This is a genomic window from Streptomyces sp. NPDC093510, from assembly GCF_040683555.1.
Lineage (GTDB): Bacteria > Actinomycetota > Actinomycetes > Streptomycetales > Streptomycetaceae > Streptomyces.
Map to the genome: position 1 here is coordinate 305728 of NZ_JBFBEE010000010.1, position 17597 is coordinate 323324.

Annotated in this window: 4 protein-coding genes; all 4 read right to left on the reverse strand. The window is 70.8% G+C overall.

Features of this window, described 5'->3' with window-relative positions; all coding sequences use genetic code 11:
• Positions 1 to 248 precede the first annotated feature (248 nt).
• Positions 249 to 809: a cysteine dioxygenase family protein gene (locus tag AB0N81_RS18640; protein WP_365359475.1), complete on the reverse strand. Its 561-nt coding sequence runs from the start codon at positions 807 to 809 to the stop codon at positions 249 to 251.
• Positions 806 to 2128 (reverse strand): cysteate synthase, encoded by a 1323-nt coding sequence (locus AB0N81_RS18645; protein WP_365359477.1) that lies wholly within the window; start codon positions 2126 to 2128, stop codon positions 806 to 808. Before AB0N81_RS18645 ends, AB0N81_RS18640 begins: the two co-directional genes overlap by 4 nt.
• Positions 2125 to 13965, reverse strand: a complete 11841-nt coding sequence (locus tag AB0N81_RS18650) for an amino acid adenylation domain-containing protein (RefSeq protein ID WP_365359479.1) — start codon at positions 13963 to 13965, stop codon at positions 2125 to 2127. The genes AB0N81_RS18645 and AB0N81_RS18650 overlap by 4 nt, the downstream gene beginning before the upstream one ends.
• The coding region (locus AB0N81_RS18655) for an amino acid adenylation domain-containing protein (protein ID WP_365359481.1) at positions 13965 to 17597 on the reverse strand (3633 nt) is incomplete at its 5' end. The genes AB0N81_RS18650 and AB0N81_RS18655, both read right to left, overlap by 1 nt.

The following is a 17597-nucleotide window of genomic DNA, read 5'->3' on the forward strand; positions in this document are numbered from 1 at the left end:
CGGCCCTGTGCAGGCGTCGGTACTTGCGACGGCACCCTCGACAGTCTTCGTCACCGCCAACAGCTTCGTCGCGTGCTCGTCGCGCGGCTCTCCCCCGGAAAGCAAATCGCCGCCCGAAGTCTCCGGTGCAGTACGCCAGTTCTTGACGTCGATGCCGCCGCGCCTCCTGCGCCCGCCGTGACGCGAGGCGCCGCCCGGACGGAGTTGTCGGGCCGCGCCTCCTCGTCTGTGTCGGGTGTGCGGGTGTGTCAGGGGTGCGCGCTACGGATCGGCATGTCGTAGCAGCGGCGGATGCTCGAGCCCCGGGCTGTCAGGTCCGCTCCGTAGATGTGGACCGAGATCACCTTGCCTTCGGTCCGGTTGTGGACGAGGTGGATGTCGCCGGGCGGCTGCACGGACGTCACCGATCCCTCGGGGTTCACGCTGCGCGCCACCAGTACGAGGTGGGTGCCCTGCTCGTCGTCGCAGATCCGGAAGTGTTCCTCTTCCTCCTCGCCGTGGTGCACCCCGACCACGCACCAGGCCACATGGTCGTGGACGGGTGTCCGCTGGCCCGGCAGCCAGACCAGGGCCACGACGGAGAAGCCGTCGTCCGGGTCGGCGTGCAGCAGGTGCTGGCGGTAGCTCTGCGGGTCGGCCTCCCACTGCTCGGGGGTCAGCAGGTCGGAATGGCCCAGGAAGGAGGCGAGGACGTCCTCCGCCTCCTGCCACGGCTCCGGGCCGTCCGCTCCCGCAGCCGACCGCGTACCGCCGATGCGGCTCCGCAGAGCCTCGACCATCTCCGCCGTGCGCTCGCTGACCGGGCTCACCAGCCGCTCCCCGACACGCCGCCGGCCGCCGCGGGGGCGAACAGGTCGCCGATCGCGGCCAGTGCCTCGTCGTGGGAGCCGCCGTCCAGCCGGACCCGCAGTCGGGGCTCGGCCGCCAGCAGTGTGTGGTCGCGGGCCAGTCTGGCCCTGCCGCCGCCCGTGACGTTCAGGAGCACGGTCGCGTCACGCGGGATTGCGCCCGACCCGACGGCGGAGAAGAGTGACGCCGCCGCGACGGCCGCGGCCGGCTCCAGGTCGATCGATTCCAGGTCCCTGAAGAGGTCGCGTGCCGCCACCGCCGAGGGGCCGTCGACCGCGAGCACGTCCCCGTCGCTCTCGGTCAGCACGTCGAAGACGCCCGAGTGCACCGAATAGGGGGGACATCGATTCGTCAGTTCGTCCGCGAAGGCGCCGCGCACGGCGAACCTGTCGTCGTCCCTCGGCGCGAAGTCGCGTGTGCCGCCGAGCCAAGCACGGTGGATGGGCGCGAACACGTCGTTCTGGGAGAGCATCAGCCGGGGCAGGGCGCGGCCCTCGGTCCCGGACGCCAGGCGTACGCGCTTGGCGGCCTCGTGCACGGCGATCGCCCCCGCGGCGCTGCCCACCGCCTGGAAGTAGTACTCGGGCAGCTCGCCCGACTCCTCCGCCGCCGCGTACATCACGGTGCCGAGCCCGTCACGGCGGGCCACGTTGCGCACCCCGCCCTCCAGCGTGAACCCGGGCCACTTGGCCACTTCTTCGGAGAGGGCGATCGCGTCCGTGTAGTCGGCGTCCTCCACCACGACCAGCCGCACGCACGGGTGCAGGGGTTCCCGCAGCCGGAGCCGGCCGAGCCCCGTCTCGGGGATGATCAGGAGGCAGGGGACCTCGTACCGCGAGCAGACGGCGGCGAAGGCCGCCGCGGTGTTCCCGGCGGAGGCGACGACCAGCACGGTCGGTTCCTCGGGCAGGCGGCCGAGGACCGTGTATGCCTCCAGCTCCTTGAACGTGCCCGTCTCCAGTTCCGCCCCCTTCTCCGGCCAGTAGCCGTTGAAGGCGATCCGCAGACCGGGCAGTCCGAGGTGACGGGAGAGCCGCTCACTGCGCAGCACCGCCGTGCGTCCCGCCCCGGCCAGCGACCGGGTGACCGGCAGCCACGAGCGGTATCTGAAGATGCCCTCTTCCTCCTCGGCCGGGGTGAACCGCGCCTGCTCGTACCGCGTTTGCAGCAGTGCGGGCGCGTGATCGCCGGCACAGGAGAGCGTCAGCCCGTCGTCCGTCTGCGTGAGCCCGCACAACGGACAGAGCAGGGAGTAGTGACGCTTGTCCGATATTTTCACTCTGTTCCTCTTTGCTCGGACGGCCAGGATCGCCGGCCGTTGTTCCGGGTCGGCCGCGCGGTCGCGGCCGCCCAGACGCGATGCAGCATGTCCGGGTGCGCCATGTCGTCATGGCTGCACGGGAGTTCGGTCTCCGCCGTCGTGCCGGACACGTACGGCTTCCACAGGTGGGCTCCGGCGCCGCTCTCCGCGCGGTCCTCGGCCGCCACGACCAGGAGCGCGTCACCTTCGTAGGCACCCGGCGTGTGGGCGCGCTGGATGCGGGCGTTGTTGGCGATGACCCGGGCGAAGCGGTCGATCTCCTCCTGCGACAGTGCGGCACCGAACCGTCCCGCGCCCTGGACCACCACTTCGTCGAGGTCGACGGGTCCGGAGTCCTCGGCCGCCTCCCGTTCCGTCATCGGGTACGCGTCCATGATCACCAGCGAGGCGACCTCGTGGCCGTCGGCCTGGAGCTGGACGGCCATCTCATGGGCGACGATTCCACCGAAGGACCAGCCGAGAAGGTGGTACGGGCCGGACTTCTGGACGGTGCGGATCTGCTTGACATAGTCCGCGGCCATGGCCGCCAGGGTGGAGGGCAGCTCCTCCGGTACGGGTCCGAGGCCGCGGGCCTGGATGCCGTACAGCGGCTGGTCCGGGGAGACATGGCGGGACAGCGGCGCGTAGCACCAGCCGGCTCCGCCCGCGGGGTGGACGCAGAACCAGGGCGCGCGGTCTCCGCGCGCACGGATCGGCAGCAGGACCCCGAGGGTCTCCGCGGTCAGCCCGGTGTCCGTCAGCCGCCGCGCGAGCGCCTCGACGGTCGGCGCCTCGAACAGGGTGCGGATGTTGACCTCGACGCCCAGCACGGACTGGACGCGGCCCGCGAGCCGCACGCCGAGGAGGGAGTGGCCGCCCAGCTCGAAGAAGTTGTCGTCCACGCCGACCTGCGGCAGGCCCAGCACCTCGGCGAAGACCCCGCACAGAATCTCTTCCTGCACCGACGAGGGAGCCCGGCCGGAGACCGTCGCCGCGTGGTCGGGGGCCGGCAGCGCGCGCCGGTCGAGCTTGCCGTTGGCGGTCTGCGGCAGCGCTTCGAGGACGACGAACGCCGAGGGCACCATGTACTCGGGCAGCCGGTCCCGCAGGTGCTCACGGAGCGCGGTGACCAGCGTGCCGCCCTCGCGGCGGGCCAGCGGGTTGTTGGTGTACGCGGCGAGGTCCTCCCGAACGGGCTCCACGGGGTGGTGGCGGTGGTTCCAGCCGGTGTCCGCGGGCCGGTACGCCCGCACCGGCAGGTCGGGGTGTCCGGCGACCCGCGCCGGGTCCTCGAACACCGCTTCCATGGCCCCGTCGTCGGTACCGCCCACGGTGACGGCGGTCCGGTAGCCGAGATCCGCGCCCAGCAGGTACAGCTCCTCGGCGTCCACGGCGGGGCCGTGCCCGTGCGCGGGGGCGGAGTCGGGGGCGGGGTCGCAGGACCGCAGCGCGGCGAGCGCCTCGTCGGGCGTCGCGCCCGCGTCGAGGGCGCGGAGTGCCGCGAGTTCCCCGGCCAGGCCCCGGTGCGGCACCGAGGTCACCCGCAGGGTCGCGGGCCGCCCGGACCGCAGACGTTCCGCGAGGTCGTCAAGGCCGTGTACGTCCGTGCCCCAGCGCCAGACCGTCTCGGCCGGGCGGTCGCCCGCCGAAGCCGCCGAAGCCGCCGAAGCCGCCGAGGCCGCCGAGGCCGCCGAGGGAACCGGCTCCTTGGACAGTACGACGTCGTACCGGTGCCGGGACATCTCGTGGTGGTGCACGCCCCGCTTGACCAGGATCTCGGCCACCGACGGCACCTTCGACGCGGCGCCGAGAGCGGGGAAGAAGTCGGGGTCGACCAGAAGTTCCTTCTCGGTGGCCAGCAGCTGGTCGACCGCGCGGCGGACGTCCTCCGTGCCGCTGCCCGGCTCGTGCCGGTGCAGCGCGACGGCGGTCGCGAGGCAGCGGTGGAGCCGGAGGTTGCGGACGTCCCCGACGAAGATCCGGCCGCCGGGTGCCAGCAGGTCCATCGCGTTGCGCAGCACCTGGACGAGGTAGTCCGCGTTCGGGAAGTACTGGATCACCGAGTTGACGACGACCGTGTCGAAGTAGTCGCGCGGCAGGCCGTCGGTGACATCGGCGGCCTGTGCCAGCAGCCGGACCCGGTCGCGGAGTTCCGGACGCCGCCGGATTCCCTCGCCGAGCGCGTCCACCGCAGCGGTCGAGACGTCGGTGCCCCAGTACGCCTCGCAGCGGGGCGCGATGTGGGTCAGCAGGAGGCCGTTGCCGACTCCCAGTTCGAGGACGCGGCGCGGCTTCAGGTCCATGATCCGGTCCACCGTGTTGGCCCGCCATTCCCGCATGTGGTCCAGCGGGATGCGGCTGCCGTCGTAGGTACTGGTCCAGACCGTGAAGTCCTCACCGAGTTCCGCCGGGCCGTCCGCGCCGTCCGGGCCGCCCGGGCCGCCCGGGCCGCCCGGTGTCATCTCCCGGTAGAGCGCGTCGTACACGTTCTGCCAGTCCTCGACCTGCCGCTCCTCGTCGCGCGGGTCCCGTTCCCGTGCCTCCGTTTTGGAGCTGGGGGCCACGTAGGCGACGAGCTGCTGCGAGCCGCTGCCGTCGGGGCGGGCGACGACGGCGGCGCGGGCCACCCGGTCATGGGCTTCGAGTCCGGCCTCGATCTCACCGAGTTCGATCCGGAAGCCCCGGATCTTCACCTGCTCGTCCACCCTGGAGACGTATTCGAGGCGGCCGTCCTTCCTGCGGCGCGCCAGGTCTCCCGTGCGGTACATCAACGCGCCCGGCGCGCCGTACGGACATGCCACGAAGCGTTCGGCGGTCAGTCCGGGACGGCCGAAGTAGCCCCGTGCCAGCTGGGTACCCGCCAGATACAGCTCGCCGGCCACGCCGACGGGCACCGGCCTGAGCGCGGCGTCCAGGACGTACGCCCGGGTGTTGCGGACCGGGAGCCCGATCGACGGGACGGCACCGGGGCCGTCGTCGGCCGGCTCGGCCACCGTCGCCCAGACCGTCACCTCGGTGGGACCGTAGAGGTTGGTCACCGATGTCGACGTCTCACACATGAGGGCGGCCAGTGCGGGCGGCAGTGCCTCGCCTCCCACCAGGATGCGTACGTCGCGTACCGCGTCGGCGTGCTCGTCGAGCAGCGCCTGCCACAGGGTCGGCGTGGCCTGCATGACCGTGATGCCGAGCCGCCTGATCAGTGCCGCGAGGACGCGCGGGTCGCGGACCGCCGGGCGCGTCGCCACGGCCACGCCCGCTCCCGCGAGCAGCGGCACATAGAGCTCCAGGACATGGATGTCGAAGGCCACGGTGGTGACCGCGAGCAGCCGGTCCCGGGTGTCCAGGGCGAACCGGTCGCCCATCGCGGCGACGAAGTTGGCCACCGCCCGGTGCGGGACGGCGACGCCCTTGGGGCGGCCGGTCGAGCCCGAGGTGTAGATGACGTAGGCGGGGTGGTCCGGGAGCAGCGGGCTCCGGCGTTCCGCGTCGGTCACGGCTTCGGCACCGAGCTCGGCCAGCAGGGTCGCGGTCGGCGGGGCGTCGACGACGATCCGCGCGGTGTCCTCGTCGACGGGCAGGACCGCGTCGGTGGCCAGGCTGGTGAGGACGGCCGCGGGGCGGGCGTCCCGCAGCACGTACGCGATGCGGTCGGCCGGGTACTCGGGGTCCACCGGAACGTACGCGCCACCGGCCTTGAGCACCGCGAGCAGAGCGACGACCAGGTCCGGGGAACGCTCCATGCAGACGGCGACCAGGGTCTCCGGTCCCACTCCCTGTGCCATGAGCAGCCGGGCGAGCCGGTTGGCACGGCCTTCGAGCTGGGCGTAGGTGAGTTCGGTGTGACTGGTGTGACCGGTGCGCTCAGTGCGTCCGGTACCGGCCTCGGCTTCGGACTCGGTGTCCTCGAAGAGGACCGCGACCGCGTCGGGGCTCCGCTCGGCCTGTGCCCGAAGCAGCTCGGGGAGGGTCGCGTCGGGCACGTCGTACGCCGTGTCGTTCCACCCGTCGAGGAGCCACTTGCGTTCCTCGTCCGCCAGGATCTCCACCCGGCTGAGCGGCAGCGACGGAGCGGATGTGACGGCGTCCAGGAGCCTGGTGTAGCGCTCGGCCACGGCCTCGACCGTCGAACGGTCGAAGAGGTCCGTGGCGTAGACGATGCCGCCGTCCAGACCGGCGGGACGGTCCTGCGGGCCGAACCGCTCGCTGAGACCGAACTCCAGGTCGAACTTGGCCGACACGTGGCCCGAGGACATGGCCTCGGCCCGGAGGCCGGGGAAGTCGAGCGCTGCCTCCGCGTTGTTCTGCAGGGCCAGCAGGATCTGGAACAGCGGCGGCCTGGCCATGGAGCGGGTGGGGGCGAGGTCTTCGACCAGCCGCTCGAACGGCACGTCCTGGTGCGCGTACGCGCCGAGGGAGGACTCCCGTACCCGCTCAAGGAGCTCCGAGAACGACGGATCGCCACTGACATCGGTCCGCATCACCAGCGTATTGACGAAGAACCCGACCAGGTCCTCCAACGCCTCGTCCGAGCGCCCCGCCACCGGCACACCCACCGGCACATCCTCACCCGCACCCAGCCGGCTCAACAACGCCGCCAGACCGGCCTGCAACACCATGAAGACCGTCACCCCATGCGCACGGGCAACCTCCACCAGCCGCTCATGCACACCAGCGGGAACCTCCAGCCGCACCGACGCACCCTCGTGCGAGGCCACCGCAGGACGCGCCCGGTCCACCGGCAACACCAGCTCATCCGGCACACCCGCCAACGCCTCACGCCAGTACGCGACCTGACGCGACATCAGGCTCTCCGGGTCGCTCTCCACGCCCAGCAGCTCCCGCTGCCACAACGTGTAATCCGCGTACTGCACCGGCAACGCAGACCAGTCCGGAACGGCGCCCGCACAACGTGCCGCGTACGCCTGCGACACATCACGCGCCAACGGAGCCATCGACCATCCGTCGCCCGCCACGTGATGCAACACAAGCACCAGCACATGCTCCTGCGCACCCACGGACAACAACCACGCCCGGATCGGAACATCCACCGACAGATCAAATGTGTGCGCGGACGCTCGGGCCGTCGCCGCCTCCAGTTCCTCCGGGGCGATGCGCGAGACCGTCAGCCGGACATCGGCTTCGTCAATGCCCAGGACGTGCTGGCGCGGGGTGCCTTCGACCGTGGGGAACACGGTCCGCAGCACCTCGTGCCGCTCCACCACATCCCGCAGCGCACCCTCCAACGCCACCACATCCACCGGACCCGACAACCGGATACCAGCCGGAATGTTGTACGTCGCGTTCGGCCCCTCCAACTCCCCCAGGAACCAAAGACGCTGCTGCGCGAACGACAACGGAACCAACTCAGGACGCACCCGCGACACCAACGCCGGACGCGCACCCACAGCACCCGACAACCGCTCCGCCAACAACGCCACCGAAGGCGCCTCGAACAACGCCCGCACACCAACCTCGACACCCAGCACCGAACGAATCCGGCTCACCAGACGCACCGCCAACAGCGAATGCCCACCCAGCTCGAAGAAGTTGTCGTCCACCCCGACCTGCGGCAGACCCAGAACCTCCGCGAACGCGGCGCACAGAACCTCCTCCTGCACGGTCGAGGGAGCACGACCCGCACCCGAAGGCGCGTAATCGGGGGCCGGCAGCGCACGCCGGTCCAGCTTTCCGTTGACCGAGAGCGGCAGCGCGTCCAGGACGACGAACGCCGAGGGAACCATGTACTCGGGCAACACTCCCGCCACATGCGCCCGCAACTGCGACACATCGACCGGCTCACCATCGGCCGCGACGACATACGCCACCAGGCGCTTGTCCCCCGGTACGTCCTCACGCGCGATCACGGAGACCTGGGCGACCGAGGCGTGCGAGACCAGCACCGTCTCGATCTCGCCGAGCTCGATGCGGAAACCACGGATCTTCACCTGGTCGTCGGCGCGGCCGATGAACTCCAGGTTTCCGTCGGCCCGCCAGCGCACGACGTCACCGGTGCGGTACATGCGCTCACCCGCAGCGCCGAACGGGCACGCCACAAAGCGCTCCGCCGACAACCCCGGGCGGCCCAGGTAGCCGCGCGCCAGCTGCGCACCCGCGACGTACAGCTCGCCCGCGACGCCCACCGGCACCGGTTCGAGGCCGGCGTCCAGCACGAACACCCGCGTGTTGGTGAGCGGTCGGCCGATCGGCGGTGCCACACCGCGGGACGGCGGCCGGCACTGCATCAGCGTGACGGCCACCGTGGCCTCGGTCGGGCCGTAGCCGTTCCAGAACTCCCGTCCTTCCAGCGCCCATTGGTCGACGAGACGCCCTGCCGGGGCGTCGCCTCCGGTGGACAGCAGCCGCAGTGAGGGGAGTTCGTCGGCGCGCAGCAGGGGCAGCAGCACGGGCGGAAGTTCCGCCACGGTCACCCGCTGTTCGGCCATGAGGTCCTGCAGACGCTCGGCGTTGAGCCGGTCCTCGTCGCCCACCAGGACCAGGGTCGCCCCGGCCAGGAGGGTGGCGAACACCTCGAAGACGGAGACGTCGAAGGTGAAGGCGGCCAGGCCGAGGACGCGGTCCCGCTCACCGATCCGGTACGCCTCGGCGATACGGGTCGCGAACTCCGCCGCCGACCGCCTGCTGACGACGACGCCCTTGGGCCGGCCGGTCGAGCCGGAGGTGTAGATCACGTACGCGGGGTGGGACGGCAGAGCCGCCGGCGCGGCAGGCCCGGTGCCGCTGGACGCGTTGCCTGCGTCCAGGTCGTCGATCAGGAGGGTGGCCGGGCCCGAGGTCCCGCGCGGAAGCTTCGTCGCGAGAGACGCGGTCGTCAGCAGTACCGCCGGTCGGGCGTCGTCCAGTGCGTAGGCGATGCGCTCGGCGGGATGGCTTGGGTCGATGGGCACGTAGGCGCCGCCCGCCTTCAGCACCGCCAGGGCCGCCACCACCATCTCAGGTGAACGCGGCAGCGCGATCGCCACCAGCCGCTCCGGGCCGACGCCGTGCGCGGCGAGCTCATGGCCCCATCGCGTCGCTCGCGCGTCGAGCTCCGCGTACGTCAGCTCCGTGCCCTCGAAGACGAGGGCGACGGCGTCGGGTGCCCTCGACACCTGGGCGCGGAACAGCTCGGGAAGGTCCGTCCGGGGCGACTCCGCCGCCGTGTCGTTCCATGTCTCGAGAACGCGGTGCCGTTCGCTCTTTCCGAGGGCCCTGAGACGGCACAGGTCCGTCGCGCTCTCCGCCTCGAGTGCCAGGACCATGCTCTCGGCGACCGTCCCGACCAGGGCGCAGACCGCCCCGGGGTCGACGGATGCCGCCGCCTGGACGGTGACGCCGAAATCGTCGCCCATGTCGTCGATCGAGACGGCGATGGGGTAGTTCGTGCGCTCGTGTGCCGAGAGGAGACGGACACCTTGGAGTGCCGCGTTCCCGGTTGACGTGTCCGGCGAACTTCCGGCGTCGTGGCGGTAGTTGAGGAGTGAGGTGAACAGGGGGGTCCGGGCGGGGAGCCCGGCGGCCTGCTGGGCGATGGTGAGCGGGGCGTGTTCGTGGACGAGGAGGTCCGCGAGCTGCTTCTGCATGCCGCGTACCGCGTCGGTCACGGTGACGCGGCCGGTGGGGACACGTACGGGAAGGGTGTTGATGAACAGACCCGGCGTACGGTCCGCGCCCGCGCCCGCCTGCATACGGCCGAACATGACACTGCCGAACACCACATCGTCACGGCCCGACGTCACCGCGGCGACCCGTGCCCACACCAGGTGGAACAGCGTCGCCGGGCTCACACCCAACCGGCGTGCCTGCACTCGCAGACGAGCCGCCAGGTCGGAGTCGAGCGTCGTGCTCGTCTCCGCGATGTCGCCTCCGTCGCCCTGTAGGTCGAGGAGGCCGTAGGGTGCGGTCGGCTCGTCGATGCCGCTCAGGAGTTCGCCGAAGAACCGCTCGTGCTCGGCGCGCGAGACACCCAGTCGCGCCTGCGCCACGAACTCACGGAACGGCACCGGCTCCTGGAGTTGCGCCGACCCGTCCGCGAGCAGAGTGCCGACCTCGTCCAGCAGCACGTCGATCGTGGTGTGGTCCAGTACGAGGTGGTGGTTCTGCAGAGCCAGCAACCAACCCCCGTCGACAGCACCTGGGTTGAGGTCGTGGTCGGGTGCGATCGTGGCTCGCAGGAGCGGGGCACGGCCGATGTCCATCGTGGGAGCGCAGGCCGCGAGCAACTGCTCGGCCGCGTCCACGCCGGACTTCGGATCGAGGACCGTCTCCTCGACCGGGATCTCCGCCGCACGCACCACGACCTGCACCGGCTCGGCCAGGCCCTCCCATGCGAAACCGGTCCGCAAAATGTCGTGCCGGCCCACCACGGCCTGCAACGCACCAAGGAACTGATCCAGACGCTCACGCGAATCGAACCGCAGGACCGTCTGCTGGAGATAGACGTCAGCCCCGTCCTCAGCACCCACCAAGTGGTGGAAGAACAGACCCTCCTGGAGCGGGGCCAGCGGATAGATGTCGGCGACGTTCGCCGCACCACCCGGAACCGCCGACACAACCCGCGCGATCTCCTCCGAAGACAGCTCCACCAACGGCAGCATCTCCGGAGTAATCACCTCCGCACCCGCCGGAATCAGGTTCTCCGGCACCTGCACCGCGCCGGGCCCATCCCCACCCACAGCAGCGGCCAGCCCGGCCACCGTCGGCGAGGCGAACAGGACCCGCACGCTCACCGGCAGACCCGCCACCCGCAACCGCTCGACCAGCTTCACGGCGAGCAGTGAATGCCCGCCCAGTTCGAAGAAGTTGTCGTCGACGCCAACCTGCGGCAGGCCCAGAACCTCCGCGAACGCGGCGCACAGAACCTCTTCCTGGACGGTCGAGGGAGCACGGCCCGAACCCGCACCCGAAGGCGCGTAATCGGGGGCGGGCAGCGCACGACGGTCCAGCTTTCCGTTGACCGAGAGCGGCAGCGCGTCCAGCGCCACGAAGGCGGACGGCACCATGTACTCGGGCAGCACCCCCGCCACATGCGCCCGCAACTGCGACACATCGACCGGCTCGCCGTCGGCCGCGACGACATACGCCACCAGGCGCATATCGCCCGGCACGTCCTCACGCGCGATCACCGACACCGCCGACACTGAGCCATGCGCCATCAACGCCGACTCGATCTCACCCAACTCGATACGGAAACCCCGCACCTTCACCTGGTCGTCAGCACGGCCGATGAACTCCAGCGCACCATCAGCACGCCAACGCACCACATCACCCGTGCGATACATGCGCTCACCCGCAGCACCGAACGGACACGCCACAAAACGCTCCGCCGACAACCCCGCACGACCCACATACCCACGGGCCAACTGCACACCCGACAGATACAACTCACCCACGACACCCACCGGCACCGGCGCAAGACCGGCATCCAGCACGAACACACCCGTGTTCCACACCGGACGCCCGATCGGCACCACACCACCATCACCGGCATCACACACCCACGCCGTCACATCGACCGACGCCTCCGTGGGCCCATACAAATTGTGCAGACCCACACCCCCCAGCACCTCGAAGAACCGGTCCCTCAAATCAACCGGCAACGCCTCACCACTGCACACCACCCACCGCAGACCCCCGCACAACGCCGCACCGGGCTCAGCCACAAACACCCGCAGCATCGACGGCACGAAATGCGCGACCGTCACACCCTCACGACGAATCAACTCCGCCAAATACGCCGCATCCCGATGACCCCCCGCACGGGCCACCACCAGCCCCGCACCCGAGATCAGCGGCCAGAAGAACTCCCACACCGAAACGTCGAAACCAAACGGCGTCTTCTGCAACACCCGGTCCGAACCATCCAGACCGAACACACCCTGCATCCACAACAGACGATTCACCACGCCACGATGCGGAACCACCACACCCTTCGGACGCCCCGTCGAACCCGACGTATAAATCACATACGCAGGATGCGAAGAGGAAATCCTGACGCCCTCAACGGGGCCATCGGCTGCGGCCATCAATTCAGCGACGATCCGGGAGTCGTCCACATCCACGACCGGAACGGCGTCCCCGGCACCGGCCAGCGCGGCCCGGGTCTCCTGACCCGCCAGCACCAGCACCGGTCGCGCGTCCTCCAGTACGTACGCGATGCGGTCGGCCGGGTACTCCGGGTCCACCGGTACGTACGCGCCGCCGGCCTTCAACACCGCCAGCAGAGCCACCACCAGATCAGCCGACCGCTCCATGCACACCGCGACCAGCGACTCCGGACCCACACCACGCGACACCAACAGCCGCGCAAGGCGGTTGGACCGCGCGTCCAACTCCGCATACGACAGCTCAGCGCCCTCGAACGAGACCGCAAGCGCCTCCGGCGAACGCACCACCTGCGCCGCCAGCAACTCCGTCAACGTCACATCCGGCACCTCGACACCGGTCGCGTTCCACTCCCGCAGAACCCGGTCGCGCTCCCCCGCGTCCAGCACCGGAACACGGCTCACACGGACGGACGGGTCGGATGTGACCGCGTCCAGTACGCGTACGAGGCGGGAGCAGACGGCCTCGACCGACGGCCGGTCGAAGAGGTCCAGGGCATAGGTGACCGACCCCCGCAGGCCCGCGGGTCGGCCCTGGGCGTCGAACTCCTCGCTCAGGTCGAAGGAGAGGTCGAACTTGGCCGGTGCGCTGCCGTACGGCAGCGGCGCGACCTCCAGGCCCGGCAGGTCGAGTACGACCTCGGCGTTGTTCTGGAGCGCCAGCATGACCTGGAACAGGGGGTGCCGGGCCATCGAGCGGGAGGGCGCGAGTTCCTCGACCAGCCGCTCGAAGGGCACGTCCTGATGGGCGAAGGCGTTCAGGTCCGTGTCGCGGACCCGGTCGAGCAGCTCCGCGAAGGACGGGTCGCCGCCGACGTCGGTGCGCATGACGAGCGAGTTCACGAAGAAGCCCACGAGGTCGTCGAGTGCGTCGTCCATGCGGCCTGCGATCGGCGTGCCGATCGGGATGTCCGTACCGGCTCCGAGACGGGACAGCAGGGCGGCGAGCCCGGCCTGGAGCGTCATGTACAGGGTGACGCCCCTGGCCCGTGAGAGCTCGGCCAGCCTGTGGTGCAGGTCCGCGTCGATGTTCAGGGCGACCTGGTCGCCCCGGTGGGTCGCCACGGCCGGGCGCGGGCGGTCGGCGGGAAGCGACAGTTCTTCCGGCAGGCCGTCCAGGGTGGTGCGCCAGTAGGCGAGCTGTTCGGCGAGGACGCTCTCCGGGTCGTTCTCGTCGCCCAGCAGGTCGAGCTGCCAGAGGGTGTAGTCGGCGTACTGGACGGGCAGCGGCTCCCACTGCGGCGCCAGGCCGCCGAGCCGCGCCGCGTAGGCCGTCGAGGTGTCCCGTGCCAGCAGGCCCATGGACCAGCCGTCGCTGGCGATGTGGTGGATGACCAGGAGCAGCACGTGCTCCTGCGGCCCGGTCGCGTAGAGCCTGGCGCGGAACGGGATGTCACACGTCAGGTCGAACGGCTGGGCCGCGGCCTCCGCGAGAGCTGTCCGCAGCTCGTCCTCACCGGTCGTCTCGGTGACCGGCAGGTCGACGGTGACGTCGGCCATGTCGAGAATCCGCTGCCGCGGGGTGCCCTCGACCGCGGGGAAGACGGTCCGCAGCACCTCGTGCCGGTCCACCACGTCGCGGAGGGCGTCCCGGAGTGCGCCCCTGTCCAGCTCACCGGTGAGCTGGAGGGCGGCAGGGACGTTGTACGTCGGGTTCGGGCCTTCGAGTTCCCCCAGGAACCACAGGCGTCGCTGCGCGAACGACAACGGGATCATCAGTTCTCCTCCTGCATCGGCCGCTGCCTGGGCCGCAGCGCGGGCCTGGCTCTGCCTGCCTTCGAACCTGCTTCGAGTCGGGTCGCGAGTCCCGCCGCGGTCGGGGACTCGAAGAGCACCCGGATCGACAGCTCCACGCCCATGGCGGTGCGGATACGGCTCACCAGTCGTGTCGCCAGCAGCGAGTGGCCGCCCAGGTCGAAGAAGGAGTCGTCGACTCCCACTTCCGGCAGTCCGAGCACTTCAGCGAAGAGCGCGCACAGTTCCTTCTCCCGCGCCGTACTCGGCGCGCGGCCTGTTGTGGCGCCGCGATAGTCCGGCGCCGGCAGGGCACGCCGGTCCAGCTTTCCGTTGACGGTGAGCGGCAGGTGGTCGAGGAGCACGACGGCCGAGGGCACCATGTGCTCGGGCACCTGCTCCCGGACGTAGCCGCGTACGGCGGTGGAGACGACGGAGGCGGACAGGCCCGCCGCCGTGTCGCTGTTCTCCGCCGCCGGGTCCGCCGCGACGTAACCGACCAGTCGCTTGTCGCCGGGAGTGTCCTCGCGTACGACCACGGCGGCCTGGCCGACGAGCGGATGCGAGGCGAGTACCGCCTCGATCTCACCCAGCTCGATGCGGAAGCCGCGGATCTTCACCTGGTCGTCGGCCCGGCCGATGAACTCCAGGTTTCCGTCGGCCCGCCATCGGACGACGTCACCGGTGCGGTACATGCGCTCGCCCGCGCCGCCGAACGGACACGCCACGAAGCGCTCCGCCGTCAGGCCGGGGCGGTGCAGATAGCCGCGCGAGAGCTGCGCTCCCGCGAGGTACAGCTCGCCGGGCACGCCGCTGGGGACGGGGCGCAGGGCCTCGTCGAGGACGTACGCGCGGGTGTTCCCCATCGGGCTGCCGATGGGCAGCACCCCGGTGGAGCCCTCTTCGCGGGCGCTCACCGCGTATCCCGTGCAGACCACCGTCGCTTCGGTGGGCGCGTACATGTTGACCAGGGCCGGGGCGTTCTCGGCGTGGCGCGTGTACCAGTCCGTCAGACGTCCGTGGTCCAGGCCCTCGCCGCCGAAGACGACGTACCGAAGGGCAAGCCGGGCGCCCAGCTCCGGGGCCTGCGCCTCGGCCTGGACCAGCTGGTAGAACGCGGAGGGCGTCTGGTTCAGCACGGTCACCCGCTCGCTGACCAGCAGGCCGAGGAAGTCGCCCGGCGTCCGGGAGACGCTGTGCGGCACGACCACGAGACGCCCGCCGTGGAGCAGCGGGCCCCACAGTTCCCAGACCGAGAAGTCGAAGGAGAACGAGTGGAACCACGTCCAGACGTCTTCGGCGCCGAAGTCGTACCGGCCCTTCGCCGCCTCGAACAGCTGCACAACGTTGCGGTGCGGGACGGCCACGCCCTTGGGGCGGCCCGTCGACCCCGACGTGTAGATGACGTAGGCCGGGTGGGACGGCGACAGCCGCCCGGACCGCTCGGAGTCCTCGACGGTTCCCGCGTCCAGTTCCCCGAGCTCCGCCACCGTGCGCTCGTCGTCGACGACGACCTGTGGGAGGCCGGGCACCAGGGACAGGTCGGGTCCGGCCGCGCTGCTGGTGAGGACCAGCAGCGGCTCGGCGTCGCGGAACATGTAGGCGATGCGGTCGGCGGGGTACGCCGGGTCGACCGGGACGTACGCGCCGCCGGCCTTGAGCACCGCGAGCAGCGTCACCGCGAGGTCCGCCGACCGCTCCATGGAGACGGCCACCAGCGACTCCGGGCCGACACCGCGGGAGATCAGCAGGCGCGCGAGCCGGTTCGACCGCGCGTCCAGCTCCGCGTACGACAGGTGCTCGCCCTCGAACGTCACCGCGACCGCGTCGGGGGTGCGCGCCACCTGCTCGGCGAGCAGCTCGGGCAGTGTCGCCTCCGGCACGTCGTGCACCGGACCGATGCCCTGTGCCAGGAGCTGCCGGTGGTCCGCCTCGCCCAATACCGGCACCAGGTGCAGCTCGGACGCGCCGGTCTCCTCCTCCAGGGCCGTCGTCAGGCCCTCGGTGGCCGCGTGGATCAGCTCGGTCACGGCCTGCGGCGAGATCGGGGCGGCCGCCTGTACGACGAGGTCGAAGCGCGATCCCGCGTCGTCGACGGAGACCGTGAGCGGGTAGTTGGTGCGCTCACGGGCCGAGAGCAGCTCCACGCCCTGGAGCGTGGCGGACGAGGTGCCGTCCGGCTGCTCCGCCCCGGCGTTGTTGTGGCGGTAGTTGAGCAGTGAGGTGAACAGAGGCGTCCGGGCGGGGAGCCCGGCGGCCTGCTGGGCGATGGTCAGCGGGGCGTGCTCGTGGACGAGCAGGTCCGCGAGCTGCTTCTGCATGCCGCGTACCGCGTCGGTCACCGTGACGCGACCCGTGGGAACACGTACGGGAAGGGTGTTGATGAACAGACCCGGCGTACGGTCCGCGCCCGCGCCCGCCTGCATACGGCCGAACATGACACTGCCGAACACCACGTCATCCCGGCCCGACGTCACCGCGGCGACCCGTGCCCACACCAGGTGGAACAGCGTCGCCGGGCTCACGCCCAACCGGCGTGCCTGCACCCGCAGACGGGCGGCCACGGACGCGTCGATGGTGCTCATGACCTCGTCGACGTCGGCGCCGTCGCCCTGTACGTCCAGGAGGCCGTAGGGCGCGGTCGGCTCGTCGACGCCGCTCAGGAGCTCGCCGAAGAACCGCTCGTGCTCGGCGCGCGAGACGCCCAGTCGCGCCTGCGCCACGAACTCACGGAACGGCACCGGCTCCGGCAACTCCGCCTCGCGGCCCAGCATATGGACGCGCACCTCGTCGAGCAGCAGCTCCAGGGCGGTGTGGTCCTCTACGAGGTGGTGGTTCTGGAGAGCCATCAGCCAACCGCCGGCGACAGCACCGGGGTTGAGGTCGTGGTCGGGTGCGATCGTGGCTCGCAGGAGCGGGGCACGGCCGATGTCCATCGTGGGAGCGCAGGCCGCGAGCAACTGCTCGGCCGCGTCCACACCGGACCTCGGATCGAGGACCGTCTCCTCGACCGGGATCTCCGCCGCACGCACCACGACCTGCACCGGCTCGGCCAGGCCCTCCCACGCGAAACCGGTCCGCAAAATGTCGTGCCGGCCCACCACGGCCTGCAACGCACCAAGGAACTGATCCAGACGCTCACGCGAATCGAACCGCAGGACCGTCTGCTGGAGATAGACGTCAGCCCCGTCCTCAGCACCCACCAAGTGATGGAAGAACAGACCCTCCTGGAGCGGCGCCAGCGGATAGATGTCGGCGACGTTCGCCGCACCACCCGGAACCGCCGACACAACCCGCGCGATCTCCTCCGAAGACAGCTCCACCAACGGCAGCATCTCCGGAGTAATCACCTCCGCACCCGCCGGAATCAGGTTCTCCGGCACCTTGACCATGCCGGGGCCCTCGCCGCCCACGGCAGCGGCCAGCCCGGCCACCGTCGGCGAGGCGAACAGCGCCCGCACGCTCACCGGAACTCCGCGGAGCCGCAGGTGCTCGACGAGCTTGACGGCGAGCAGTGAGTGCCCGCCCAGCTCGAAGAAGTTGTCGTCCACGCCGACCTGCGACAGGCCCAGAACCTCCGCGAACGCGGCGCACAGGACCTCTTCCTGGACGGT

Excerpts from the sequence above, each read along its gene's own strand:
- AB0N81_RS18650 (WP_365359479.1), bottom strand. The coding sequence starts at position 13,965 with ATGATCCCGTTGTCGTTCGCGCAGCGACGCCTGTGGTTCCTGGGGGAA.